Origin of the sequence: Halomonas sp. TP35 (assembly GCF_052375975.1) — a bacterium.
In the GTDB taxonomy this organism is placed as follows: Bacteria; Pseudomonadota; Gammaproteobacteria; order Pseudomonadales; family Halomonadaceae; genus Vreelandella; species Vreelandella citrativorans.
Genome location: NZ_JBQSUZ010000001.1, coordinates 347,153 through 372,757 on the forward strand (window position 1 = coordinate 347,153; position 25,605 = coordinate 372,757).

24 protein-coding genes and 1 pseudogene are annotated in these 25,605 nt (G+C 55.1%); 12 read left to right on the forward strand and 13 right to left on the reverse strand.

The features are described 5' to 3' along the window. Positions 1–174: 174 nt before the first annotated feature. From mnhG to ACT3RU_RS01650, 6 genes are read right to left on the reverse strand one after another with little or no spacing between them, the layout of a single operon-like run. Positions 175–576 carry a monovalent cation/H(+) antiporter subunit G gene (gene mnhG / locus ACT3RU_RS01625; RefSeq protein WP_192527766.1) on the reverse strand — a complete coding sequence of 134 codons (402 nt, stop codon included), beginning with the start codon at positions 574–576 and terminating at the stop codon, positions 175–177. Further along, positions 573–851, reverse strand: a complete 279-nt coding sequence (locus ACT3RU_RS01630) for a K+/H+ antiporter subunit F (RefSeq protein ID WP_087110601.1) — start codon at positions 849–851, stop codon at positions 573–575. The genes mnhG and ACT3RU_RS01630 overlap by 4 nt, the downstream gene beginning before the upstream one ends. Positions 852–863: 12 nt before the next feature. Next, positions 864–1,361 (reverse strand): Na+/H+ antiporter subunit E, encoded by a 498-nt coding sequence (locus ACT3RU_RS01635; RefSeq protein ID WP_192527765.1) that lies wholly within the window; start codon positions 1,359–1,361, stop codon positions 864–866. Beyond that, positions 1,358–2,977 (reverse strand): monovalent cation/H+ antiporter subunit D, encoded by a 1,620-nt coding sequence (locus tag ACT3RU_RS01640; protein ID WP_192527764.1) that lies wholly within the window; start codon positions 2,975–2,977, stop codon positions 1,358–1,360. The genes ACT3RU_RS01635 and ACT3RU_RS01640 overlap by 4 nt, the downstream gene beginning before the upstream one ends. Beyond that, positions 2,977–3,318: a Na+/H+ antiporter subunit C gene (locus ACT3RU_RS01645; protein WP_192527763.1), complete on the reverse strand. Its 342-nt coding sequence runs from the start codon at positions 3,316–3,318 to the stop codon at positions 2,977–2,979. Before ACT3RU_RS01645 ends, ACT3RU_RS01640 begins: the two co-directional genes overlap by 1 nt. Next, positions 3,318–6,224, reverse strand: a complete 2,907-nt coding sequence (locus ACT3RU_RS01650) for a monovalent cation/H+ antiporter subunit A (RefSeq protein ID WP_192527762.1) — start codon at positions 6,222–6,224, stop codon at positions 3,318–3,320. The genes ACT3RU_RS01645 and ACT3RU_RS01650 overlap by 1 nt, the downstream gene beginning before the upstream one ends. A 345-nt stretch (positions 6,225–6,569) precedes the next feature. Here ACT3RU_RS01650 and ribA point away from each other — a divergent pair, with 345 nt between their 5' ends. The 3 genes from ribA (at position 6,570) to trhA (ending at position 8,571) form a co-directional block, all read left to right on the forward strand. Next, positions 6,570–7,205: a GTP cyclohydrolase II gene (gene ribA / locus ACT3RU_RS01655; RefSeq protein WP_087110611.1), complete on the forward strand. Its 636-nt coding sequence runs from the start codon at positions 6,570–6,572 to the stop codon at positions 7,203–7,205. Between the two features lie 240 nt (positions 7,206–7,445). Then, on the forward strand, positions 7,446–7,709 hold the full coding sequence (locus tag ACT3RU_RS01660; protein ID WP_225733842.1) for a hypothetical protein: 264 nt from the start codon (positions 7,446–7,448) through the stop codon (positions 7,707–7,709). A gap of 190 nt (positions 7,710–7,899) precedes the next feature. Continuing rightward, positions 7,900–8,571: a PAQR family membrane homeostasis protein TrhA gene (gene trhA / locus ACT3RU_RS01665; RefSeq protein ID WP_087110613.1), complete on the forward strand. Its 672-nt coding sequence runs from the start codon at positions 7,900–7,902 to the stop codon at positions 8,569–8,571. 14 nt (positions 8,572–8,585) lie between these two features. On the opposite strand, the gene ACT3RU_RS01670 is transcribed toward trhA, so the two are convergent. Together ACT3RU_RS01670 and djlA are read right to left on the reverse strand one after the other, a co-directional pair. Further along, positions 8,586–9,206 carry a glutathione S-transferase family protein gene (locus ACT3RU_RS01670; RefSeq protein WP_087110615.1) on the reverse strand — a complete coding sequence of 207 codons (621 nt, stop codon included), beginning with the start codon at positions 9,204–9,206 and terminating at the stop codon, positions 8,586–8,588. Positions 9,207–9,357: 151 nt separating this feature from the next. Then, positions 9,358–10,125 (reverse strand): co-chaperone DjlA, encoded by a 768-nt coding sequence (djlA, locus tag ACT3RU_RS01675; protein ID WP_192527761.1) that lies wholly within the window; start codon positions 10,123–10,125, stop codon positions 9,358–9,360. A gap of 639 nt (positions 10,126–10,764) precedes the next feature. Here djlA and cheZ point away from each other — a divergent pair. Then, positions 10,765–11,448, forward strand: a complete 684-nt coding sequence (gene cheZ, locus ACT3RU_RS01680; protein WP_192527760.1) for a protein phosphatase CheZ — start codon at positions 10,765–10,767, stop codon at positions 11,446–11,448. 125 nt (positions 11,449–11,573) lie between these two features. Here the strand turns inward: cheZ and dxs are convergent, their stop codons facing one another. The 3 genes from dxs to ACT3RU_RS01695 are packed head-to-tail and all read right to left on the reverse strand — an operon-like array spanning position 11,574 to position 14,668. After that, positions 11,574–13,496: a 1-deoxy-D-xylulose-5-phosphate synthase gene (dxs, locus tag ACT3RU_RS01685; protein WP_172116924.1), complete on the reverse strand. Its 1,923-nt coding sequence runs from the start codon at positions 13,494–13,496 to the stop codon at positions 11,574–11,576. After that, positions 13,497–14,387 carry a (2E,6E)-farnesyl diphosphate synthase gene (ispA, locus tag ACT3RU_RS01690; protein ID WP_192527759.1) on the reverse strand — a complete coding sequence of 297 codons (891 nt, stop codon included), beginning with the start codon at positions 14,385–14,387 and terminating at the stop codon, positions 13,497–13,499. After that, complete coding sequence (locus ACT3RU_RS01695; protein WP_172116926.1) at positions 14,381–14,668, reverse strand: exodeoxyribonuclease VII small subunit; 288 nt, start codon at positions 14,666–14,668, stop codon at positions 14,381–14,383. Before ACT3RU_RS01695 ends, ispA begins: the two co-directional genes overlap by 7 nt. Positions 14,669–14,931: 263 nt before the next feature. On the opposite strand from ACT3RU_RS01695, the gene serA reads away from it, so the two are divergent. Next, positions 14,932–16,176: a phosphoglycerate dehydrogenase gene (gene serA / locus ACT3RU_RS01700; RefSeq protein ID WP_192527758.1), complete on the forward strand. Its 1,245-nt coding sequence runs from the start codon at positions 14,932–14,934 to the stop codon at positions 16,174–16,176. Positions 16,177–16,296: 120 nt separating this feature from the next. Here the strand turns inward: serA and ACT3RU_RS01705 are convergent, their stop codons facing one another. After that, a complete protein-coding gene (locus ACT3RU_RS01705) occupies positions 16,297–16,986 on the reverse strand; it encodes a pirin family protein (RefSeq protein WP_172116928.1) in 690 nt (229 codons plus the stop codon). Between the two features lie 240 nt (positions 16,987–17,226). Between ACT3RU_RS01705 and trhO the strand changes: the two genes are divergently transcribed. The 4 genes from trhO (at position 17,227) to ybiO (ending at position 22,200) form a co-directional block, all read left to right on the forward strand. Next, complete coding sequence (trhO, locus tag ACT3RU_RS01710; protein ID WP_172116929.1) at positions 17,227–18,186, forward strand: oxygen-dependent tRNA uridine(34) hydroxylase TrhO; 960 nt, start codon at positions 17,227–17,229, stop codon at positions 18,184–18,186. A 177-nt stretch (positions 18,187–18,363) separates the two neighbouring features. Next, the gene (locus tag ACT3RU_RS01715; RefSeq protein ID WP_172116930.1) at positions 18,364–19,185 is read left to right on the forward strand and encodes an IclR family transcriptional regulator; all 822 of its coding nucleotides are present in this window, start codon (positions 18,364–18,366) and stop codon (positions 19,183–19,185) included. An 18-nt stretch (positions 19,186–19,203) separates the two neighbouring features. Then, positions 19,204–19,638 (forward strand): YqaA family protein, encoded by a 435-nt coding sequence (locus ACT3RU_RS01720; protein ID WP_172116931.1) that lies wholly within the window; start codon positions 19,204–19,206, stop codon positions 19,636–19,638. Positions 19,639–19,854: 216 nt separating this feature from the next. Then, the gene (ybiO, locus tag ACT3RU_RS01725) at positions 19,855–22,200 is read left to right on the forward strand and encodes a mechanosensitive channel protein (RefSeq protein ID WP_216657992.1); all 2,346 of its coding nucleotides are present in this window, start codon (positions 19,855–19,857) and stop codon (positions 22,198–22,200) included. 107 nt (positions 22,201–22,307) lie between these two features. Here the strand turns inward: ybiO and ACT3RU_RS01730 are convergent, their stop codons facing one another. After that, positions 22,308–23,054: an SDR family oxidoreductase gene (locus tag ACT3RU_RS01730; protein ID WP_192527757.1), complete on the reverse strand. Its 747-nt coding sequence runs from the start codon at positions 23,052–23,054 to the stop codon at positions 22,308–22,310. 160 nt (positions 23,055–23,214) lie between these two features. On the opposite strand from ACT3RU_RS01730, the gene folK reads away from it, so the two are divergent. From folK to hglS, 3 genes and pseudogenes are all read left to right on the forward strand, one after another. Then, the gene (gene folK / locus ACT3RU_RS01735; protein ID WP_192527756.1) at positions 23,215–23,661 is read left to right on the forward strand and encodes a 2-amino-4-hydroxy-6-hydroxymethyldihydropteridine diphosphokinase; all 447 of its coding nucleotides are present in this window, start codon (positions 23,215–23,217) and stop codon (positions 23,659–23,661) included. Positions 23,662–23,731: 70 nt separating this feature from the next. Next, positions 23,732–23,962, forward strand: a pseudogene (locus tag ACT3RU_RS01740) (flagellin); the annotation flags it as partial. A gap of 258 nt (positions 23,963–24,220) precedes the next feature. Then, entirely contained in the window at positions 24,221–25,582 is a 1,362-nt protein-coding gene (gene hglS, locus ACT3RU_RS01745) for a 2-oxoadipate dioxygenase/decarboxylase HglS (RefSeq protein ID WP_192527755.1), read from the forward strand. Positions 25,583–25,605: the final 23 nt, after the last annotated feature.

A 25,605-nucleotide genomic window follows, 5' to 3' on the forward strand; every position in this document is an offset into this window, starting at 1 on the left:
ATACAAACCAGTGCTGACACTTTACTTGAAACATGATTGAGAAGGCGCTTGGCTCAGGTCTCTAAACCTTAAGGCAGAGGTGAGAGTGTACTTGAGAACGCCCCAGTAAGCGGCATGCCGACGTCAAAACGTGCCTCAACCTATCTTCTACGAACAGGCCAGAGCGTCACGAAGCTACGGCTCTTCCTTTGATGAAAAGGGATAAACCTCGGTCGTTGTCTTGCTCTTGTTCGCGCTAACGATTGGGCGGCGGTCACGAGCACGCAGGTCACGATAAACAGCGGTGCGCATCAGCAGCATGGCCACCACCGGTGCGGTGATCATCACAAAAACAGTGATCAATAGCTCATGAATGACCAGCCGTGACTGTAGTGCCGAGAAGTAGATCATGGAGGCAATCAGAATAGAGCCGGTGCCTAGCGTAATCGTAATCGCAGGGCCATGAATGCGCTGGAAGAAGTGCGGCAGCCTAACAAGACCCAATGCACCGATCAGTACAATCGCGCTTCCAAGTAGCAATAACAGGGTAATGGGCAGGCTGGCCCATAGTGGCAGTGACTCCAACTGCGGGTTCATTCAATCACCTCGCCACGCATCAGAAATTTGGTAAGCGCGATGGTTGATACAAAGCCCGTCAGGGCAATCAGCATCGCGGCCTCAAAATAGATCACGCTGCCAAACCGGATGCCCAGCGCCAGGGCAAACAGCATGGCGCACATCCATAGTGTATCGAGTGCCAGTACACGGTCTTGTGCGGTTGGCCCACGCAGTAAGCGCACCGTACACAGCAGCATGGCTAACAAGACGCTAAGTAGCGTGATATTAATCGCCAGAGAGAGCAGCGTAGTCATACAGAACGCCTTTTATTCATGTTCAAAGATCTCGATTAATGGCTGTTCGTAGCGCGTTTTAATCGTGTCGATCCACCACTGTTCATCGTGAAGGTCAAACACATGCAGCGCCAAATCATTGGAGTCTGGCAGCTGTTCTACCCACACGGTGCCGGGAGTTGAATTGATCAGGCACGAAAGCAACGCCAAGCCGTACGGGTCTTTAAGATCCAGCGGCACTTGGATGAACTGCGATTGCACGCCCTTGGCATTGAACAAGATGATGCGGCTGACGTTAAAGCAAGAGCGTATGATTTCGATCATCGACATCAACAGCAGGCGTGCCAACACCCGCGGTTTACGCAGTGGCGCCGGGGCAAGCGGACGCAGTGGCTTGGCAAGCAGCGGTGCGGCAATGGCCAGGGCGCTGCCCAGTAGCATTTGCGCAGGCGCAATGCTTTGATTCAACAGCAGCCACATGATTAACAAGGCGCCCGATAAGGCAGGAGAGGGAAGCCAGCGCAGTGTCATTGGTCCGACTCCCCGAACGTACCGCCCACCGCAGCGGTTGATCCTAGACGGTTCAAATAGACCTCAGGCTGGTTGAGCGCGTCTGTACTGCGCTCCAGATACGCCATCGTGGGGCCTGCTTGAACGGTGAGCAGCAGGCAGGCCAGTAGCAGGGTGATGACAGGCATGACTTCGGAGCGCTGCAAGTGGGGCGCGACCGGGTTCTGGACGGCCCAGAAGGTCCGTACCCCAAAACGCATTAACGAAATAATACCTGCCAACCCGGAAAGCACGACCAGCGCAATGACGACCCAAGTGACTATCCCTCTCTCGATCAGCATGTCGGTAGGATTCAACAGCCTATGAAAAAGACTGAATTTGGCGATAAACCCTGACAGCGGCGGCAACCCGGTAATAATCAGGGCACAGCAGGCGAAGGCCAGCCCCAAAAAGGCCAGCGCGCCTGGAATCGCCTTGCCGACAGGCTCCTCGGGCGTATCCTCAACCGCGAAAGCCTCCATGGTTAATGCCAGCATCGCTGCTCCCGGTGTGCGGATACGCTCAATTAACTCTATCAGCAGCAAAAACGCGGCAACCGCCAGTGTCGAGCTGATCAAGTAAAACAGCGCCACGTTGATAAGCGCCGGTTGGCCGTAACCGACGGCGGCCAGCAGCGTGCCTGATGAGATGACCGCCGCGTAGCCTGCCATACGGCCAGGTTCCTGGCTTGCAAGAATACCGATGGTGCCGAAAGCAAGCGTGACAAGGCCTCCCCAGAGCAGTAGGTCAAAGCCGAAACCGGCGGCAGGACCTTCCGAGAACAGCAGTAACCACAGCCGAATCAGCACGTACACGCCGACTTTGGTCATCAGCACCATCATGGCAGCCACCGGCGGCGAGGCCGCCGAGTACGTCGTGGGCAGCCAGAACCCCAGTGGCCACATGGCGCTCTTGGTGAGAAAGGCTAACGCCAGAATAACCACGCCAATTTTTAACAACATGAGGTCTTCCGGCGATAGCATGCTCAAGCGCATTGCCAAGTCGGTCATGTTAAGCGTGCCGGTCGTCGCGTAAATCAGGGCCACGCCAATCAGGAAGAAAAACGACGCTAACAAATTCACCACAATGTACTGCATGCCTGCTCGGATGCGCACGCTGTTATAGCCGTGCAGTATCAAGCCATACGAGGCCGCCAACATGACCTCGAAGAACACAAACAGATTGAACAAGTCATTGGTAAGAAAGGCCCCGTTAATGCCCATTAGCAAAAACTGGAATAACGAGTGAAAGTGCACGCCAATGCGGCTCCAACGGATCATGGCAAAGATCAGAGAAACGCTCGCCAATATTGATGCAAGTAGCAGCATCACCGCTGTTAGCCGGTCAACCAACAAGACAATGCCAAAGGGAGCTGTCCAGTTAGCAGAAAGGTAGAGGCCAATGCCATCGGGCCAGTATTCATTGTCTGCCAGCAAAAGCAGTGCTACCGAAGTCGCCAGCATCGCCAGCGTACTGGCCAGGTTAATAAAAAACTTTTTTTGGTGATGGCGCTCATTCACCAATATCAGCCCCGCCCCGAATATCAAGGGCAGCAAAACAGGAGCCAGCATTAAATGGTGCAGCCAGGGAAGACTCATCAATGGGGCTCCTTGCCATCAACGTGGTCGGTGCCTGTAAGACCGCGAGCACCAATCATCACCACCAGATAAAGGGCTGTTGTGGCAAAGCCGATCACGATAGCCGTTAAGACCAGCGCCTGGGGCATCGGGTCGGCATACAAAGCGGGGTCAATAGTGCCCTCGGCAAGCGTTAAGGGGGGCTGGTTGATGGAGAGACGCCCCATGATGAAGATGAACAGATTAACGGCATACGAAATAAGCAATAAGCCAGTAATGACCTGAAAGGTACGTGGACGCAGCAGCAGCCACACCCCGGAGCCGAACATGACGCCCATTGCAATGGCCATAACAGCTTCCATTAGTGGGTCTCCTGTTGAGGGTTGAGAGGCGCTGGCGCCGTGGTAGCGGGTAGGCGGTGGCTGCGTACGGATTGGTGTGCCAGCGCCACAAGAATGAGTATCGAGGAGCCAACGACCACGCCAAACACACCTAAATCAAATATAAACGCACTCGGCAAGTGCACCTCGCCAAGCACAGGAAGCGTGAAGTGTGCGGTATGAGTGGTCAGGAAAGGATAACCCAATAGCCAAGCGCCCAAACCCGTTGTGCAGGCCGTCAGCAAGCCAAACGCAATCCAGCGATGAGGACGAAGCCGTAGATGCGTTTCAACCCACTGCGTGCCTGCCAGCATGTATTGAACAATAATCGCAACCGCAAAGATCAAACCAGCAACGAAACCGCCGCCGGGCAGGTTATGGCCTCGAATAAAGAAGTAGGCCGCCATCACTCCCATAACGGGCAGCAGCAAGCGTAAATAAACGCTGGGGATCCTGAGATAGCCTGTTGCCACTTGCTGGATAGGTGTTTGCCCTGCCGCCGGGTCAACGCTGTTGGTCTGCTGAGCGGGAATGGGCAGGCTTTCAGGCGCGGGGCGAAAGCGCCGCAGCAGTGCGTAAACGGTCAAGGCGACAATGGCCAACACCGCAATTTCGCCCAACGTATCGAAATTACGGAAATCGACCAGTAGTACATTGACCACGTTACTGCCCCCGCCTTCACTTAAGGCATGGGTAAGGAAAAAGTCAGAAATACCGCCTTCAGAAGGTGTGCGTAGCAGTGCCGTATAGCTGACCAACGCCATTGCCAGCCCCGCACACACCGCAATGACGATATCGCGTGAGCGACGAAATAGTGCGCGGTGGGTGGTGGTAATGTTCAATTCCCGCGGCGCGATACGCGGGGGAAGCCAGCGTAGACCCAACAGGATCAGCACCGTGGTAATGGTTTCCACCATTAGTTGGGTAAGGGCCAGGTCGGGCGCCGATAGCCACAAAAACGACAGACTGGTAATAATGCCTACGCCGCCTACCAGGCTAAGCGCTGCCAAGCGATGATATTTTGCCTGCCAGGCCGCCGCGACGGCGCAAATCGCCCCCATCAGCCATAGCCCGGCAAAGAGCCAAGAAAATTCCCCATTGGCAGGCAGAGCAAGCAGCGAGATGGGGCGTATCAGCAAAATGGGCGCCGCCAGGAGCATCACCACCATGAGTAAGAGCTGAGGCTGTAGGCGCCGTGTGCTGAGTATTTTTTCCAGCAAAGAGGCGATGGATGAGATCCGCAGCATGGTGTTTTCGTAGGCTTGCTTGCCGTTAAAGCGTCCCAACAACGGAACATGGGTGGCTTGGATTAGCCCATAGCGGACACGTAGCCAAATATAGAACGCCACACCGCCGATTAACGCGACGAAACTCATTGCCAAGGGCAGATTGAAGCCGTGCCAAACGGCGAGGCTGTAGTAGGGCGTTGCCTCGCCTAATACGGAGGTAACGGCAGCGTGCAGGAAGGGGCCAATACTCAGGCCTGGGATAATGCCCACCACCAGGCAGCAAAGCACCAAAAACTCGACAGGGAAGCGCATCCAGCGCGGTGGCTCATGCGGTTGGCGAGGCAAGTCATCGGGCAGCTTGCCGAAAAAAACGTAGGTAAAGCGAAGCGAATACGTAACGCCAAATACACCCATCAACACGGCCGCAATGGACATCCCCCAGTTTTGCGCGGAGCCAACGCTCAGCGCTTCGGCAAAGAACATCTCCTTGGAAATAAACCCGTTAAGAAACGGGACGCCGGCCATCGCCGCACTGGCGACAATCGCCAGCGTGGACGTATAGGGTAGCGCTTTATAAAGGCCGCGCAGGTGGCGCATATCCCGGGTACCCGTCTCATGGTCAATAATGCCTGCGGCCATGAAAAGCGAGGCTTTGAACGTGGCATGGTTAACGGTATGGAAAATCGCGGCCACTAGGGCCAAAGGGGTGCCAATGCCCAACAGGACCGTAATCAATCCCAGGTGGCTGATGGTTGAGTAGGCCAGCAGGCCTTTTAAATCGTGCTGGAAAATAGCGGTGAAGGCACCAATCAACATGGTGCATACCCCCGCCCCCATGATGATCCAGCTCCACTCAGGCGTTCCCGACAGCGACGGCCAAAGCCGCATGAGCAAAAAAAGGCCCGCCTTGACCATGGTGGCTGAGTGCAAAAAAGCCGATACCGGTGTCGGCGCTGCCATAGCATGCGGCAACCAAAAGTGAAAAGGGAACTGCGCGCTTTTGGTCAGCGCCCCTAACGCCACCAATACCAGCATGGGGCGATAAAGCGCGTGATTACGGATGAGATCACCCGAGGCCAACACAACATCAAGCGAGTAGCTGCCTACCATATGGCCAAGCATCAAGACACCGACCAGCAGACAAAGCCCCCCGGTTGCTGTCACGGTGAACGCCATGCGTGCGCCGCGGCGGGCGTCGGCGCGATGATGCCAATAGCCAATCAACAAAAACGAGGTAATGCTGGTTAACTCCCAGAACAGCACCAGCTGTATGAGGTTGCCTGATAACACCACCCCCAGCATTGAACCCATAAACGCGAGCAGAAACGAAAAAAAGCGAGGCACGGGATCAGCAGGCGACATGTAGTAGCGGGCATAAATAATGACCAGTAGGCCGATGCCCTGAATGAGCATGGCAAATAACCAGGCCAGGCCATCCATACGTAATACGACGTTTAGACCGGCACTGGGAAGCCAGCCAAATTCACTCCGAACAATCTCCTCGGCGCCTACCTGGGTATAGAGAAAACCGGTAATCAGCAGCCCCAAAAGCGTTACGCCGCCCGCCAGCCATGCTTCCCGATTACGGGCATTGGCGGGCATTAATGCGGCCATCATACTGGCGATAAAAGGCGCTGTGATAAGTATAAGTAGCAGCATAATGTTCCGTCAGATGGTGAAAATTCGGTTGTCTCAGCGGTTATCACGCTGCGGGTAAATGGTCTGACTGTTAATTAAGCGAGCTTGTGAAGCACCCGCGTTGTTGCATTATTGCAACCCTATAGGGTTTTACATCGTAAAACCTGCGTGCATGAGGGCGTTGCATTATCTTAATCCACGCACGGTAAATGTATATGCTAGAACAGGGTGAACCACGCTCACTCTTCTCTGCTTTAATTTTAGCGAGTAACAGCCGTGAGGCATGGCTCGCTTCCTGATAAACTACCCGCCCACTTTGCCCATACTGTTGTGGTTAACTGGTTTGGTTAATCTGCGAGGTAACCTGTGACCATTCGCTTCATTGCTGCTTCCCGACTGCCCACTCCCTGGGCCACGTTCACCATGCACGGTTTCGAAGACAACGCGACCGGTAAGGATCATATCGCCCTGACGCTGGGCGACCTCACGGGTGACGCGCCGGTACTGGGGCGTGTTCATTCCGAATGCCTGACCGGCGATGCGCTGTTCTCCATGCGTTGCGACTGTGGCTATCAACTGCAGGAAGCGCTTAAGCGTATTGCGGAAGAGGGCCGCGGCGTACTGCTTTACCTGCGCCAGGAAGGCCGCGGCATCGGGCTTCTAAACAAGATTCGCGCCTATCACCTGCAAGACCAAGGGGCGGATACGGTAGAAGCCAACGAACAGCTCGGGTTTGGCGCCGATATGCGCCGTTATGACCTATGCGTGCCAATGCTCAATCATCTAGGCGTTACCGCGCTTAAGCTGATGACCAACAATCCCCGTAAAGTTGATGCGCTGACTCGGGATGGCGTTAATGTGGTCGAACGGCTACCCATCACCACCGGTTTAAATCCGCACAATGAACAGTACCTTGCCACCAAAGCGGGCAAGCTTGGCCATATGATGGCGCTGGGAGATTTTACTCAGGCAAGCGATGTCGATATTGAGCGAAAGGGCTGAAATAACGCTTTATTGCTGCTAAAACCTCGAAAAATTGCTTTTCCTTAAACTTTTTTGCCTAACGTCTGAGCTATGTTGATAAAGGCCGGTGTCGATACAGAACAAAGTTGATGCAGACCATCGTTGATACAGACCATCGTTGATACAGGCCGACACTGATACATAGCAGGATGCTAATTATCTGCAAAAGAGTAAGGAGGAGCAACCACGAAAACACGTTGCTGGCACGACAAAAACGACGTGCGCTACGATACGGTTCCCGATCACGAAATAGAGCATCCCCGTGATGCGATTACCAACGTAAGCAGTTGTGCGATCTGCGGCTCCTACCTTCATCTTTACGATCACTTTATGCCCGGCATGATGGCCGCCGTGGATATCTGCTGGGCTCAAGCTTTCACCAAGCGGCACGCCTACCGGCGGGTATCACGCCGGATTGCAGCCACCGCAGGATTTGAAGCGCCCCGTGGAATAGAAAACGCGCTGCCCTATCCTCCCATTTAACCTATTTATTTAACTGCCTATTCACGGCGCTCATCAACATCCAAACAAAACCCAAGCGCTGTATCTTCCGTGTTTGGGTTTTGTCATGTTTCAGCGCTATGGTGATGGCTCTATTATCCAGAACTCTATTATCCAGGTTAGCCGCGTCGTTCGCTGCTACTCATGACCGTTAACACACGGTGGAGGGGATATGAGCCACACAGCCAGCGTCAAGTCTGAAGAGTTCAGTGCATTAGAAGAGCGCTTACATAGCATCAGCCATGGGGTGGGCGCATTGTTAAGCGTTGTTGGGGCAGTGGTACTGCTGGTCATGGCGAGTATTGCCGCTCAGGTAGACCCATGGAAACTGACAAGCCTTGGCTTGTACGGCATGACGCTGGTATTGCTATATACCGCCTCTACGCTTTATCACGGTATCCCGCATCGGCTTTGGAAGCAGCGCTTTCAACTGTTGGACCACTGCGCGATTTACTTGCTGATTGCAGGCACCTATACGCCTTTCTTACTGGTGAATATGCGCGGCCCAACGGGCTGGGCACTGTTTGCCGCCGTGTGGTCGCTGGCGCTGATAGGCATTACCTGCAAGCTGCTGTGGCCGCAGCGGCTGTCGATTTTTCGCGTGGTTATTTATTTGCTGATGGGGTGGATGATCCTGCTGGCATCAGAAGAAATGGCGGCGAAGCTCTCGGTAACCGGCATCGCCTTACTGGCCGCGGGCGGCATTACGTATACGGTGGGCGTCATCTTCTATGCCGTGCGTGCGATTCCCTACAATCACGCTATTTGGCACCTCTTTGTGGTGGGAGGAAGCATCTGCCACTACTTTGCAGTAGTGGCAACGGTACTGCCTCATACGGTGTAAAACGCGGTGCTGGCTTACTGAGCGGCGGCTTGCTCGCGCTCACCGGCTTTTGCCAAGCCCGGACGCTGCGTATGGCGTTTGTGGTAGATCAAGAACGGCTCGGGGAGGCGATGCTTCATGCCGATGGCCCAGGAAAGCGTATGGGTGAGAAACAGGTCGGCCAAGGTGAAGTCGCCGCCAAGTAGCGTTTCCTGGCCCTGAAAACGGCGTTCAAGAGCGCCCAATGCGCGCTGAAACTCCCACTCTGCGGTAGGAATTACGGCCGGTACGCGTTTGTCTTCAGGTAGCGCAAAGGTGTGCTTGGCTTGGGTCCAGAGCGGCTGTTCGACTTCGGTCACGATAAAGCTTAACCACTGGTCGACCAGGGCACGCTCGGCGGCGTTAGTCGGCAGCAGTTTGCCGTTACCGTAGTGCTCGGCCAGGTAGCGGCAAATGGCCGACGATTCAAACAGGGTAAGTTCGCCATCCTCCAGTACCGGTACTTTGCCAGCCGGATGATGTGCCAGATACGCCGAGGTTTGGCCTTCCCCTTTATCCAGCGCAACATGCTGACACTGGTATTCAAGGCCCAGCTCTTCAAGCGTCCAGGCGGCACGTAGCGAGCGTGAGCGAGGATAGGTGTATAGCGTGATCATGGCGCGCTCCTGACAAGGTGCCAGCCGAGGCTGGCGAAAAGAAGACACTTCCAATTTAGCGGCCTGGTGTCAGGATGTCGATATTGGCAGGATGGTGGACGCGGCCTTTGCGGGGCCGCGTGCTTGGACTGACCTTCATCTTATAAGCAGCTTACGCTTGGTTATCGCGCGCCTTGCGAATGCGTTCGTAGGCATTGCCGATTTCACTGGTGCGCGCCTGGGCCACTTCACGCATGCTTTCAGGCAAGCCTTTACCGGCCAGCTTATCCGGATGGTTTTGGCTCATTAAGCGACGGTAGGCTTTCTTGATCTCGGCATCGCTTGCCTCTTCACTCACACCCAGCACGCGGTAGGCGTCCTTAAGTGCCTCTTCACTGGCTCCTTGGGAGTTGGCGGCTGCGCCATGCAGCATGGCTTCAATCTGCTGTACCTCTGCTTCACTACAACCAATCCCACGCGCTACCCGCACGATCATTTCATGCTCTTCAGGATGCAAGACACCGTCAGCGGCGATAGCCGACAGCTGAACCTGTAAAAACACCTGGCGCATAACCGGTTGATGGCGGGTTAGGCGCCCGACGTTGGCAAGCTCAGCATCCAGGTCAAAGTTATCCGCACGGCCTCGCTCAAAGGCAGCGCGTGCCTTGGCCCGCTGCGCCCCCTGCAAATGCATCTGGTCAAACAGCTTTTCGGCAACGCTAAGCTCGCCTTCGGTCACTTTGCCATCGGCCTGGCAAAGGCAGCCCATAACGGAAAAAATCGACTCTAAAAAGCCTTCCTGAAGGCGCATGCGCGCCTCTCTTAACCGCTTGGCGAGGCGTCGTGCCAGCCACCATCCCAGCACACCGCCAATGAACAGGCCAGTGGCGCCGCCGATGGCATAACCCACCAGGGCAAAAAATATAATCAGAAGTAACATGGCTCTCTCTAAGCGTCAGAAGTCGTGGGTTTGCAGCTAGGGGCGGGCATTTTCAGCTATTGTCGCTTGACCAAACGGCGTTTTTCGCTGAACGTAAGGCGGTAAAAGAAAGCGTGCTAACTTTTGTTGCCAGGCTTTCTGTCCGTTTGTTTGGAGAAGCGCAATGCCCTCGTTCCACCCGGGTGCCCCAAAAAAACTCTACGGTACACGATCTCAGGGTTTTTGAGTATCACAACCCGGCAGGCGGCCAACGCCCGTGCCCGTTCACTGTTTAAGCTCAACCAGCCCGATGGGTTCGATTACCCCGGATGCACATAGGGCGACCCTGAATATGACTCCTCGTTTGAGTTCTGCGAGAACGGGGTAAAAGCCGCTTGAGATGCTGCATAACGGTACTTCTTCCCAAGTTGGGTGGCGCGTGCTGGTACTGCGTGAGTGATCTCATCCGTTGAATAGGTCTAAAAGCGCCAGACAAGGGCTTTCAAATAAAGCAAACGCTCAAGTTTTAGGAGGGTACGCCGAAGATAGTTAACGGGCTTTAACGCTTGTCTGTCTGAAAACCATAGCGGATACGTATATTGATGGTGACCAGATCATCAACAGCGACATTCAACAAGTTTTTTCCACAAGAGGATTGTCATGAGCACTGTTAACAACGCCCACGACACGACCATGCCGTCGGTGCTGGGTAAAAAAGACAGTAATGATGAGATGGTGCATCGTATAGGCCACTTGACCCGCCTGCTGCGGGATAGCATGAAGGAGCTGGGCCTGGATCAGCAGATCAGCCAGGCAGCGCAGGCCATACCCGATGCCAATGACCGGCTCAACTATGTGGCCTCAATGACGGAACAGGCGGCTGAGCGGGCACTGAATGCCGTTGAACGTGCGCAACCCGTGCAAGACAAGCTTGAGGAGGAGGGCGCCGCGCTTAATACGCGCTGGCAGGCAGCGGCGGCTCTAGCCGTTGTAGAAAGCGACCCATCGCTTATCAAGGACACGCAGCTCTATTTGAGTGATTCGCTTCCGACCGCCACGGGGTCTACGCAGAAAGAGCTGCTTGAAATCATGATGGCTCAGGACTTCCAGGATCTAACCGGCCAGGTGATCAAGAAGATGATGGAGGTCATCCAGCTAATTGAAGAGCAGCTTGTTCAAGTGTTGGTCGACAATGTTCCTAACGTCACCGATGGGGTGAACATTGATGATAATCGCGATGAGCATGCCAAACTGCGCAATGGCCCGCAGGTAAGTGAAGGCAAGGTAGATGCCGTGTCAGGGCAGGACCAGGTAGATGATTTGCTGGATGAACTCGGTTTTTAAACCAGCATCTCTTTCCCGGTGGCTTGGCGCCCATTGTCTGGCACTTGCTTTGCGATGGCCGCCCGTAATAGGGCGGCGCTTATCTCGCTAATGAGGGTGCTTGTCGATCAGTCACGGTGTTGCTTTTAACTTGAGAGTGAAGGCAGCCGCTGGCGAATGGCGGCTTCGATGCCCTCTGCGTCCAGACCACAGTCCCGCAGCAATTCATCCGGCGTGCCGTGCTCTACAAATGCGTCGGGCAGGCCGAGATTGAGCACTTCTACCTGCACACCTTCAGCGTTGAGCAGTTCGTTAACAGCGCTTCCCGCGCCACCCGCAACGACGTTCTCTTCAAGCGTTATTAGAAGCTCATGCTCGTCGGCCGCGTGGAGGACCGTGTCGCGGTCCAGCGGCTTGATAGAGCGCATGTTGATATGCGTGGTGTTGAGCTTTTCGGCAACTTCAGCGGCTGCGGTGTTCAGGCTACCAAACGCGAGTAGCGCAATGCGCACGCCATCGCTTTGTGACTGACGGCGTACCTCCGCCTTGCCAATCGGAAGCGATTCCAGGTGCTCAGGGATTTCCACGCCGGGGCCAGTGCCGCGCGGGTAACGCACTGCCGCAGGGCCGGGATGATGATAGGCCGCACTCAACATGGCGCGACACTCGGCTTCATCGGCAGGTGCCAGGATGACCATGCCGGGTACGCAGCGTAAAAAGGACAAATCCATGCTGCCGTGGTGAGTGGGGCCGTCTTCACCCACAAGCCCTGCCCGGTCGATGGCAAAGGTGACGTCCAGCTCCTGCACCGCTACGTCATGAATGAGCTGGTCATAGCCGCGCTGCAAAAATGTTGAGTAGATGGCCACCACCGGCTTCATGCCTTCGCAGGCCATGCCCGCCGCGAGCGTCACGGCGTGCTGTTCGGCAATGGCTACATCAAAGTAGCGCGCTGGGTACTCTTTGGAGAAACGAATCAGGTCGGAGCCTTCGCGCATGGCGGGAGTAATCCCTATCAGGCGTGAATCGCTTGCGGCCATATCGCACAGCCAGTCGCCGAATACGTTGCAGTACTTTCTCTTGGGGGCGGATGGCGCTTTGAAGGGTGGGGCGGGCGCCACGCTGGCTTTCTCAAGTTTGGTGATGGCGTGGTAGCCAATCTGGTCCGCCTCGGCGGGTAAAAAGCCTTTGCCTTTGCAGGTTTTGATATGCAGAAACTGCGGGCCGTCCAGCTCGCGCAGGTTACGCAGCGTCTCGGTCAGTGCCTCAAGGTCGTGCCCGTCAATCGGGCCGATGTAGTGAAAACCCATTTCCTCGAACAGCGTGGCGGGGCTGACCATGCCTTTCATGTGCTCTTCGGTGCGCTTGGCAATTTCCAATGCGCCTGGCAGATGAGAAAGTACTTTTTTGCCCTCTTCGCGCATTTTTAGATAGGGTTTGCTCGACATCATCCGGGCGAGGTACGTCGCCAGGCCACCGACGTTTTCCGAGATCGACATCTCGTTGTCGTTGAGCACGACCAGCATGTTGGCGTTGACGTGGCCGGCATGGGCCAGCGCTTCAAAAGCCATGCCCGCCGTGAGCGCGCCATCACCAATAATCGCACAGACGCGGCGATTATCGCCTTTGGCCTGAGCAGCCAACGCCATGCCGAGCGCTGCGGAAATCGAGGTGCTCGAGTGGCCCACGCCAAAGGTGTCGTATTCGGATTCAGCACGGCGCGGAAATGCCGCCAGGCCGCCGTGCTGGCGAATGCTGAGCATCGCTTCACGGCGGCCGGTGAGAATCTTGTGTGGATAGGCCTGATGGCCTACGTCCCACACCAGGCGATCCTTGGGCGTATGAAAGGCGTGGTGCAGGGCCACGCTCAGCTCTACTACCCCCAAGCCTGCGCCAAAGTGGCCGCCGGAAACGCCCACGCTATAAAGCAGGTAGGCACGCAGCTCGTCAGCCAGTTGGGCAAGCTGCTGGGTATTCATGGCCCGCAGCGCAGCGGGATGATCAAAAGAGTCGAGCAGCGGCGTTGCCGGACGCTCGCGGGGAATCTCGTCGAACAGCTTCATGGGCATCTAGTGGTCGCGCTCGATCATATAGTGGGCTAATTCGGCCAAGGGGGCGGCTTGCTCGCCTAATGGGGCGAGAGCGGCAATGGCCTCGTCAATCAGGGTGCGCGCTTTTTGTTGCGCGCCTTCCAGCCCCAACAGGCTGGGATACGTCGGCTTGGCGCGTGCAGCGTCAGCGCCGGATATTTTGCCGAGTGTCATGGTGTCACCCGTCACATCAAGGACATCATCATGAATCTGGAAGGCTAGACCAATGGCGCGCGCGTAGCGAGTCAGGGCATTTATACGCGGGTCGCTCTCGTCAACGGCAATCAGCCCGCCCATACGCACCGCCGCCACAATCAGCGCACCGGTTTTATGAGCGTGCATGTGCGCCAGGGCGTCCACGTCAGGGTGGCCGCCGATAGCCGCCAAGTCCAGTGCTTGGCCTGCCACCATGCCCTCACGGCCAGACGCCGTGGTAAGCGTCGTGATCAGGCTGCCAAGCCGCGGGTGAGCGGTGCGTGCCAGCACGTCAAAGGCCAGGGTTTGTAGCGCGTCGCCTGCCAGAATCGCGGTCGCTTCGTCATAGGCGATATGCACGGTGGGCTGGCCTCGGCGCAGATCATCGTCATCCATGGCGGGCAAGTCGTCATGAATCAATGAGTAGGCGTGGATGAGCTCAATGGCGGCGGCCGGGGCGTCGAGGTCTTTATCGCGTGCCCCCAGCGCCTGCCCAGCAAGATAAACAAGCAGCGGGCGCAAGCGCTTGCCGCCGACTAAAAGACCGTGGCGCATGGCGTTATCAAGCCGCGGTACCACGGCGCGCTCGTCAAAAAGCGCGTTTAGCGTGGCATCTACCCGGGCATTGCTGGCCTGACGTAAGGCGGTCAATGAGGGGGCGTTGGTCGCTACCATGGGGGCGTCTCCTTACCCTCGTCAGTGGCATCCTTGGGCGATTCACTATCAGCAAACGGCGTGACGTTTAAACGGCCTTCGCTATCTTCGCTCAGCGCGCGGACTTTTAGCTCGGCACTGTCCAGGCGTTGCTGGGCGTCGCGCGTCAACCGGACGCCCTGCTCAAAGGCGCCCAGCGCATCTTCCAATGACAGCTCGCCTGACTCCAGGCGTTCTACGATGGTTTCCAGCTGGTCAACCGTGGCCGCAAAATCCTGCGGTGAAGGTGTGGTATCGCTCATTGGTCAATGCCTACTGTTTTCTGGCGCCCCATCAAAAAGGCTGCGCGTGTGCCTGCCATGACAAACGCACAGTATACACCGAGGGCAGGGGGTGGCGTCTGCCCCAGGCCGCTTTGTGCGTATGACTTGCACTGTTTTCATCTTGATAACGCACACATTTCATCAGTTCGTATCGGCCTGATGGGCGTGCGGTATGCTACTATACGGCCTTTTCGTGAACCGATACACGGCGCACGCCGCCGACCATAGAGGTTGATTCAGCCATGGCTAAAACGTCCCTGGAAAAGAGCAAGATCAAGATCCTGCTACTCGAGGGCGTCCACCAAAGTGCGGTGGACAATTTTCAAAATGCCGGATATGAAAATATCGAGCATCTGCCGACATCGCTAGATGAAGCATCGTTGATCGAAAAGATCCGTGATGTACATTTCATCGGTATTCGCTCGCGTACCCAGCTTAATGAGCGCGTATTTGCAGCGGCAGAGAAGCTGGTCGGCGTTGGCTGCTTCTGTATCGGAACCAACCAGGTGGACCTGAATGCGGCGCTAAAGCGTGGTATTGCCGTGTTCAACGCGCCTTACTCCAATACTCGTTCGGTCGCTGAGCTGGTATTGGCAGAAGCGATCATGCTGTTGCGTGGCATCCCTGAAAAAAATGCCCGTGCTCATCAGGGCGGCTGGCTGAAATCAGCCAAAAACTCGCACGAAGCACGCGGTAAAACGCTGGGTATTGTTGGCTACGGCAGCATCGGCGCGCAGCTTTCTGTGCTGGCCGAGTCGCTGGGCTTTAACGTTATCTACTACGATATCATCACCAAACTCGGCATGGGTAATGCAAGCCAGGTCACCAGCCTTGAAGAGCTGTTAAACCGCTCGGATGTGGTGAGCTTGCACGTACCGGACTTGCCCTCTACCCGCTGGATGGTTGGCGCGAAAGAGATTGCTGCGATGAAACCAGGCGCCATCTTCATCAATGCCTCACGCGGCAGTGTCGTGGAAATTGAACCCTTGGCGGATGCCATCAAAGCAGGCCATCTCAACGGCGCTGCGGTGGATGTGTTCCCGGTGGAGCCCAAGGGTAACGATGAAGAGTTTGAAAGCCCGTTACGTGGTTTGGAAAATGTGATCCTGACCCCGCATGTGGGTGGTTCTACGCTCGAAGCCCAGGAAAATATCGGTATTGAAGTTGCCGAAAAGCTGACGACCTACTCGGATAACGGCACCACGATCACCTCGGTCAACTTCCCCGAAGTGGCGCTGCCTGCCCACCCCGATAAGCACCGCTTGCTGCATATTCATGACAACGTGCCGGGCGTACTGTCGGAAATTAACCGCGTGCTGTCCGAAAACGGCATTAACATCTCGGGCCAGTACCTGCAGACCAACGATAAGGTCGGCTATGTGGTCATTGATGTCGACAAAGCTTACGGTCCGCAAGCGCTGGAAGCATTGAGGCAGGTAGAGCACACGCTGAAAATCCGTGCACTTTACTCAGCGCACAATAGCTAGGATTGATTGGCAGCTGCGAGGCTTGGTGACAACGCAAAACACTGGGCTGATGGCGTAAAAAAACGGCTCCCGAAAGGGGGCCGTTTGGGTTGTTAAGGCGGGTAGCACTGAGTAAAAGGGCTAAGCAAGATCAAACAGCAGTACTTCGCTTGTATCCTGGCCGGTCACGCTGATCGCGTCGCCAGGCTCAAACGCAGCGGCATCGCCGGTACTGAGCTGTTCACCATTGACCTCGACCGCGCCCTTTACCACGTGCAGCCAGGCATAGCGCGTAGCCGGTGTCTTGACGCTGTCGCCTGCATCAAATGAGCCTGCATAAAGATTAACGTCCTGGTTCAGGCTCACTGAGCCTTCACGGCCCTGCTGTGATGCTACCAGGCGCCACTGGTTTTGGCGGCCTGCGGCTGGAAATGCTTTCTGCTCGTAGCTGGGCTTAATGCCAAGCGCTTTGGGCTCAATCCAGATCTGCAGGAAGTGCAGTCCGTTCTCTTTGGAGTGATTAAACTCGCTGTGCACAACGCCGGTGCCCGCTGACATGCGCTGTACATCGCCCGGGCGCATGACCTCGCCATTGCCCATGTTGTCCTTGTGCTCCATTTCGCCTTCCAGCACGTAGGAAATAATCTCCATGTCCCGGTGCGGGTGGGCACCAAAGCCATGACCACCGGCGACGCGGTCTTCGTTGATCACCCGTAGGGCGCGAAAGCCCATATGCTTGGGGTCATGGTAATTGGCAAACGAGAACGTATGGTACGAACGCAGCCAGCCGTGGTCTGCATAGCCCCGCTCATCCGCGCGACGAATTTTCATGGTGTGCTCCCAGTTGTGTTGAAGGAGTAGCTGTTGAAGGAATGCGCTCAATATACGCCTGAAACCGCACGGCGTGGGGTGAAGGTTTCTGCACGATAACGTCGATTAAATCGACGAATTTTTAAACCGCGAGTGACCTGCGTCAATCTGGCAGGATTCAAGCGCTGCGCCGTTTGCGCTAGACTATGCGCGTTTATTAACCCGGTCCGCCCTTTACGAGGGTGACTACTGGAGCTTGTTATGTCTGCACCTGTTTCTGAAGCTGGCGATATGCCGCGTATTGTCGTGGCAGCATTGTATAAATTCGTTACGTTAAATGACTTTGAAGCGCTGCGTGAGCCGCTGCGCCAAGCCATGGTCGATCATGATGTTAAAGGCACGCTGCTGCTCGCTAAAGAGGGCATCAATGGCACCGTCGCGGGGACTCGCGAAGGTATTGATGCACTGCTTGGCTGGCTGACCGCTGACCCGCGCTTGACCGATATCGACCATAAAGAGTCTTACTGCGACGAAACCCCGTTCTATCGCACCAAGGTTAAGCTCAAAAAAGAGATCGTGACGCTGGGCGTACCAGGCATTGATCCTAACAACACCGTTGGTACCTATGTTGAGCCTGAAAACTGGAACGAGGTGATTTCAGACCCCGAAGTGCTGGTGATCGACACTCGCAATGATTACGAAGTGGCGATTGGCAGCTTCGAAGGCGCGGTTGACCCAAAAACCACCACGTTCCGTGAGTTTCCCGACTACGTGCGTGAGCATTACGACCCAGAGAAGCATAAAAAAGTCGCCATGTTCTGCACCGGCGGTATTCGCTGTGAAAAAGCCTCCAGCTTTATGCTCAAAGAGGGGTTTGACGAGGTCTACCACCTCAAGGGCGGCGTTTTGAACTATCTGGAGAAAGTCCCGGAAGAGCAGTCGTTATGGCGTGGCGAGTGCTTTGTGTTCGATAACCGCGTTACCGTGCGTCACGACCTGAGTGAAGGCCTGTTCGAACAGTGCCACGCCTGTCGTATGCCGATTTCCGAAGACGACATGCAGTCATCAGCCTACGAGCCTGGGATTAGCTGCCCACACTGCATCAACTCGCTGCCCGAGAAAACTCGCGCCGCCGCCCGTGAGCGTCAGCGCCAAATTGATCTTGCCAAAGAGCGTGGCCAGCCCCATCCGCTGGGTTATAACCATCGCGAGAAGGCCTGATAGCGGCGCCAAGGAGTGGCGTAATGTCGGCGGCCACGCCTGTGGCCGTTTTCTATCTATAGCGATGTTCTGCCATTCGCTAGCTTCCTCCATTAGTGGAATTCGTTTCCGTAAACGCGACAGCGGCCTTTGCGGCACGTTATCCTGTTACTCTTTACGCCTTTAGGAGAGAGCAGGGTGAGTGAAGCCAAGCGTAGGACGGTCGGGCGTCCGGCAAATGCCGCTAAAGCGAGTGGCGGGCATAGCCAGTCGCTGGTACGCGGCTTAACGTTACTGGAGTTTTTAGCGGCAAGCCCACTAGGGCTTGCGCTGTCAGACGTGGCTGAAAAAGCCGAGTTAGCACCTTCTACCACCCACCGCTTGCTCCAGGCTCTGCAAAGCCAGGGGTTTGTTAGCCAGGAGAACGAGCAGGGCTTATGGCGTATTGACGTCAAAACCTTCCGTATCGGTAACAGCTTTTTAGAAGCTCGCGATGTGGTGGCATCAAGCCGCCCCTTTCTACGCCGCTTAACCGCTGAAACCGGCGAGACTGCCAATTTAGGGATCCGCGATGGGGATACGGCGGTATTTCTGGCCCAGCACGAATCGCCTCAAATGATGCGCATGATTACCCGCTTGGGCTCACGCGCCCCGCTGCATGCCTCTGGCGTGGGTAAAGCGCTGTTGGCATGGATGCCCACTGACGAACGCGCTCGCTTTTTGGATAACCGTGAACTCACCCGTGTTACCGACAATACACTGTGCAGTCCAGACGCACTGACCGCCGAAATGCACCAGGTGTGTGATCAAGGTTTTGCCTGTGACCGCGAGGAGCACGCCATTGGCCTGCATTGCGTCGCGGCCTGTATCTTCGACGAGCACGCCACGCCGCTGGCGGCTATTTCTGTTTCAGGCCCCATGGCGCGTATCCCTGAAGCACGCCTGCTGGCGCTGGGTAAGCTGGTGCGCCAGGTCGCCGATGAAATTACCGCTCAACTTGGGGGCCAGGTGCCGCAGTAACGTTCGGCCACCCGTTGCATGCTGAGTCTTTTCCTTGTTGCGTTTGTTAGTGCGACCCTGCTGCCTGGCGGCTCTGAAGTTTGGCTTGCCAGACTTTGGTGTTTGGGGGAGCCGGCTATTTTACTCTGGGCGGTAGCAACGGCGGGTAATACGCTGGGCAGTCTGGTCAATGTGGCGATGGGCCGCTATGCACGTCAGTTTCAGGATCGCCGGTGGTTCCCTGCATCGCCCAAACGCCTTGCCCAGGCCGAGCGCTGGTATCACAAGCTTGGCGAGGCCAGCCTACTGCTTTCCTGGCTGCCGGTGGTGGGCGACCCACTGACGGTACTGGCCGGATTGTTTCGGCTTCCCTGGTGGCGTGCTTTTTTGTGGATTGTGGTTGCCAAGGGCGTACGCTATGGCGTGGTGCTGGGCCTTGCAAATCAGTGGCTGTTACCGCTTTGTCAGAATTGAGCGTCACGCGATCACGGGTTAGTTGCGTCAAGTTAACGGCCAGACCTTATTATGTTCCCATGTTACGCTGTACGCTTTATACGTTATCAGCCTGCTTGGTGCGTGCATTTGTAGTTGCATAAAGCAGGCTAGCAATTAAATTTAAGAAAGCATTTCTCTAACGGAGGTACAGGCGTGACGTCAATACGTATATTTCCCTGGCTAGGTATTTGGCTAATGACACTGCTTGTGTTTTTTGCCACGCCGGTATTAGCCCAAACGACGACGGTCGAAAGTGATCGTGCATCGCCTCCAGCGGAAGTGCCCGCTTCTTACGAAGCACTTGCTGATCTCCTCGAAAATGAGCAGTCGCGCCAAGAGCTAATTGATGTATTACGTCAACAGGCATCCGCGTTGCCCGCCGGTTTAGAGGCTGAGTTATCCCCTGAAGCCGCCGCTCAAGGAAGCGATTTGGCTCCAGAGGATGTCTCATTGCCGCGCCAGTTGGCGGAGCTGACAAGCGATGTTGTCAGTAATATTGGCCTGCAGATTGAGCAAGCTTTTTCCATCATGGGTAACCTGTTTACCGGGCAAGGCGCGAGTGCTTTTGATTCGTCAGCTTTCGTCCAGGCCGCGATTAATCTGGGCCTCGTGATCGTTGCGACCTTCGTGATTTTCTTCGCACTACGTCGGATGGCCAGGTCTGCCTTTACGCGGGTGAGCAAATGGTCGCTCAATGGCGCCGGAATGACGCCAGTGCTGCGCTTGATTTGCTGCGTCATTATTGCGGCACTTATTGACTTTATATTGGTAGGGCTTGCGTACGTGGGCGGTAACCTGGTGGCCACGTTCGCGATTGGTGAAACGGGCGAGCTTTCCACGAGGGCTTCGCTGTTTCTCAATGCCTTTCTGGTCATTGAGTTGATGAAAGCAGTGATGCGGATGCTGTTTTCCTCACACTACGAAGGCCTGCGATTGTTGCCAATTTCAACCGGTGAAGCCTCCTACTGGAACCGTTGGATAGCACGTCTTATCGGCATGGTCGGTTACGGACTAATGGTTGCCGTGCCGCTGATCAATTTCTACCTGGCTGCCAGCGTAGGCCAAGCGGTTGGCACATTAATTATGATTGTGGCCTTTGTTTATGCGGTCAGTGTGGTGCTCAAGAACCGTATTCGCATCCGAGGGCACTTGAATGATGCGGCGGCCAATACGTCGATGGTGGCAAGCCGTGTATCGCTTCAGCTCTTTGCACGTACCTGGCACTTTTTTGCGCTGATCTACTTCTTAATGGTCTTCGTTTTGATACTGACGCGCCCTGGCGATGCACTGCCTTTCGTGCTTTTTGCAACACTGAAAACATTGGCTGCGGTGGTTATAGGGCTTCTGGTATCGACCTTCCTGACCCAAACGATTGGGCATCGCATTCGCCTGTCGGACGATTTGCGTCGTAAGTTGCCGCTGCTTGAGCCGCGTCTTAACAGCTACGTTCCCAACGCGCTGCGTGTGCTACGCACCATCATCCTGGTCGTCGTTATCATGGTGGTGCTGGATGCCTGGGGTGCGTTCAATCTAGCCAATTGGTACGCTTCTGAACGCGGAACGATGCTGGTAGGGCGACTGGTCAGCATTGTCTTGATTCTGATTGTTGCGCTGGGCGTGTGGTTAGGACTTGCGAGCCTGATTGAGCATAAGCTCAATCCGGAAACCGGCGGTGGTGAGCCCTCTCCTCGAGCTAAAACGCTATTGAGCCTGTTCCGCAACGCGCTGGCTATCGCCATGCTCACGATTACCGGGATGATCCTACTGTCCGAAATCGGCATTAACATCGGCCCGCTGATTGCCGGTGCCGGGGTACTGGGTTTAGCTATTGGTTTCGGTGCGCAGAGGCTGGTACAGGATGTTATTACCGGGGTCTTCATTCAGATCGAGAATGCCATGAATACAGGCGATGTGGTAACGCTGGGTGGCATCACCGGGACTGCAGAACGATTAAGCATTCGTTCGGTAGGCATTCGGGATCTTTCGGGCACCTATCACATCATTCCCTTCTCAAGCGTTGACACCGTTTCTAACTACATGCGCGACTACGGTAACCATGTCGGTGAGTACGGCATTGCTTATCGTGAGAGCATTGATGATGCGATTGAGCAGCTCCAGCTTGCCTTTAATGATCTGAAAGCCAGCGAAGAGTATGGCTATAAGATCCTTGCTGATCTGACGGTCGCCGGTGTTATAAGCCTGGGCGACAGCGCCGTCAATATTCGTGTGGTTATCAAAACCACGCCGGGCGATCAGTGGGGTGTTGGTCGGGCGTATAATCGTCTGGTCAAGCTGCGCTTTGATCAGGCGGGCATTGAGATACCGTTCCCGCATACCACGATGTACTTCGGTCAGGACAAGTCCGGTTCAGCGCCGCCTGCCAACCTGCGCATTATGCAGCAGGACTTCACTATCGATGGTAGCCCTGCTGGGCAGCCAAAGGCAGGTGAAAGTGAGGTAGATGACCGTTTTTCACCTCGCCGGAAAGATAAGTCTAGTGAGACGACTGAGCAAAATCTACCCACGGGTGACGATGTCTAATGCTTAGGCGTTAGCACACCTACTTTGCGTTTTGGGGCCGCCTTTGGGCGGCCCCACTGCGTTCTACGTTGTTAGAAATGTTCTTGGAACGGCTGTTAATTTGGTTGTTACTCTAGATAGTTCTCCGAATGCCTGCCTTCCAGGTAGATCGACTCACCTCCATCGACACATAACACTTGGCCGGTAACAAAATCGTTTTCCAGCAGGTAGTACAGCGCCTTTGTTAAGTGGGCGGGCGTTCCCTGCCGGTTAAGGGGGATGCCTTCCAGACGCCATGCAATATAGTCGTGGCTACGCTGGGAAGTGGGCAGTACTACGCCGGGAGAAATACCATTGACCCGGATACGCGGTGCGAATTCGAGTGCGGCCATTTGGGTCATCTCTTTCAGCCCCTTTTTAGACAACAAATACGCCGCATAAGGGTATTGATGATAGGCCACTTTATTGTCAATGATATTCACCACACAGCCGTTAGACACCGCGTTAGCAAAATGTTGAATTAACAACAGCGGGGTAAATAGGTTGACGCGAAACTGCGTCTCCAGGAGTGCCATGTCCGTTTGAGCAATGGGTGCGGCTTGGTAAGTGGAGGCGCTATTAACCAGCACATCTAAATGCGGAAAGCGCCGTATGGCGGCTTCAATCAGTGTATCCAGCGGATCGTGCAAAAAATCACAGGGCAGTATTTCGCACTCGCGCCCTTTGTTGCGGATAGTGCATGCTACCTCTTCAGCTTCATCTCGTGAGCTATTAACGTGGAGTGCAATATCATAACCTGCATCTGCTAACGCTTCTGAAAAATGCCGTCCCAAACGGGTAGCGCCCCCGGTCACTAATGCTGCTTTAGTCGTCATTGTTATCCCTGTCTTTAATCATTATATGGCGTGCTTCGTTTATCTTGCGTTTGTTATTAGTTGTTTGGTTGCTTGCACACTTAGAGCATAGCGCTAGTCTGAGGTATGATCATTACAGTGATTAAGAATATTTCGACTTCTCTCTAGTTGAGTAATCGTTATGTCAACAACGGCGTTACGAGCCGGGCGAGATACACGGCTGCATGAATGCCTCATCTCGATAGGCTCGAATATTGAACCTGAGATGAATGTCACACGAGCGTTGTCTCTTTTAAACAGCGAATGCGACCTGGTCACGCACTCTCAGCCAATCCGTACCTCCCCTGTTGGCTTTTTACAGCAGGCCGATTTTCTCAATGCCGCGCTATTGGTGCGCACGCCGCTTCCCTATGCAGCATTTCGGCTGTATTTAAAAGCGGTCGAGAACCGCTTGGGTCGCGTACGAGGTCTGAATAAATCAGGCCCACGAACCATGGATCTGGATATTGTGGCGTGGAATGGCGAGTTAATGGATCAGGGATACCTTGAGTATGATTACGTCAGGCTCCCTATCGATGAAGTGTTGGCCGCTAGTGGGCGCTCATTAACAATAAAGCATGAGCGGTAAAAATAATTAATGCTTTACCCGTTCAGGCCGATAAATACGTCACTGACGTTGTTATTGGCAAGTCGCCGGGCAGCGTAGTTACTTTGGCGCGATGCAAAACCGCTTTGAAAGCGTCATCGACGGGCTCAACAACAATATCGTCAATCTATCAGCGGCCCAGTCGCGCATCCAGGATGCAGATTACGCCCGGGAAGTTTCCAACTTGATCCGCGCACAAATTCTCCAGCAGGCGGGCATGGCGATTCTTGCCCAAGCTAACCAGCAGCCGCAGATGATCCTGCGTTTGCTGGAGATCCTGTAGCGTTGCTCTGCTATTTCATAACTGTTATCCATTCCTTTTTTTGACCTGCCTTTCGATATGACGGTTTAGAGTGCGTGCTTCTCTGCTTATGCATTCCAATTTGGCATGCGTTAAGCGTTTTTTTTCGTTTGTGGTCTTGTCTGGTAATTTGCTTTGATAACGCCATTCACCCCTGAACGGCAGGAAAATAATGGCAATGAACCTTCCCTTGTCGGCCATGGGGTCCATACTGAATTGGATGTCACAGAGAGCTGTAAAATGACTCAGTCTTCGTTTTTAGCCACCAATGTTATTCGTGATCGCTTCTCCAGCGCCATGTCGGCGATGTACCAAACGGAAGTCCCTCAATACGGCACGCTGCTAACGTTGGTTGAGCAGGTCAATCAGGAGACGCTTCGCCAGCAGCCAGAGTTACGCCGTCGCCTGGAGGCTCAGGGCGAGCTTGCGCGCCTGAGCGTAGAGCGCCACGGAGCGATTCGCGTGGGTTCAGCCGCAGAGCTATCCACGCTGCGCCGCCTGTTTGCCGTGATGGGCATGTATCCGGTGGGCTATTACGATCTTTCTGAAGCTGGGGTGCCGGTTCACTCCACCGCGTTTCGCCCTATTGAGGATGATGCGCTGGCCTGTAACCCGTTCCGTATTTTTACCTCGCTGCTGCGCCTGGAACTTATCGATAGTGCGCTGCTGCGCCAGCGTGCTGAGGAAATCCTCGCCCAACGAAATATTTTTACCCCCAAAGTGCGTGAGCTGATTGAACGCTTTGAGTCACAAGGCGGGTTAACCTCAGAGGAAGCAGGTCAGTTTGTTACAGAGGCCTTGGAAACGTTTCGTTGGCACCAGGATGCCACGGTCGATCTGGATACTTATCAAGCGCTGAGCGATGAACACCGCCTGATCGCCGATGTGGTGTGTTTTCGTGGACCGCATATCAACCATTTAACGCCGCGCACGTTGGATATCGATGAAGTGCAGCGCCGCATGCCAAGCGTCGGTATGAACCCGAAGGCTGTCATCGAAGGCCCGCCGCGCCGTGAAGCGCCCATTTTGCTGCGTCAGACAAGCTTTAAAGCGTTAGAGGAGTCGATCCGCTTTGCAGGCGATAACCAAGGCACGCACACTGCTCGCTTTGGCGAAATTGAGCAGCGTGGCATGGCGCTAACGCCGAAAGGACGCGCGCTTTATGACCAACTGCTGAATGAAGGTCGTCAACAAACGGCGGGACTTGATAACAACGCTCACCAAGCCGTTATGGATAAGGTCTTTACCACCATGCCGGACAGCGATGAGGCAATGCGCCGCGAAGGTCTGGCCTACTTCCACTATCACCTCACAGAAGCCGGAAAAGTTGCTACAGGCGATGCCAGTACCGATATGGACGCCCTAATTGCCAAAGGCCTGGTGGAAGCACAGCCGATTACCTATGAAGACTTCTTGCCGGTCAGTGCGGCGGGTATCTTTCAGTCAAACCTAGGCGGCGGCGAAAACGAAGCCTATGCGGGCAATGCCAATCGTGAAGCGTTTGAAGAGGCGCTCGGCGCCCCGGTGACTGATGAGTTGGCGCTTTATGCCGAAAGGGAGCAGGCTTCTAAGCAGCGTGTGCTGGCGTCATTAGCGGTTTAATCCACTTTCCAGCATGCGGTTGA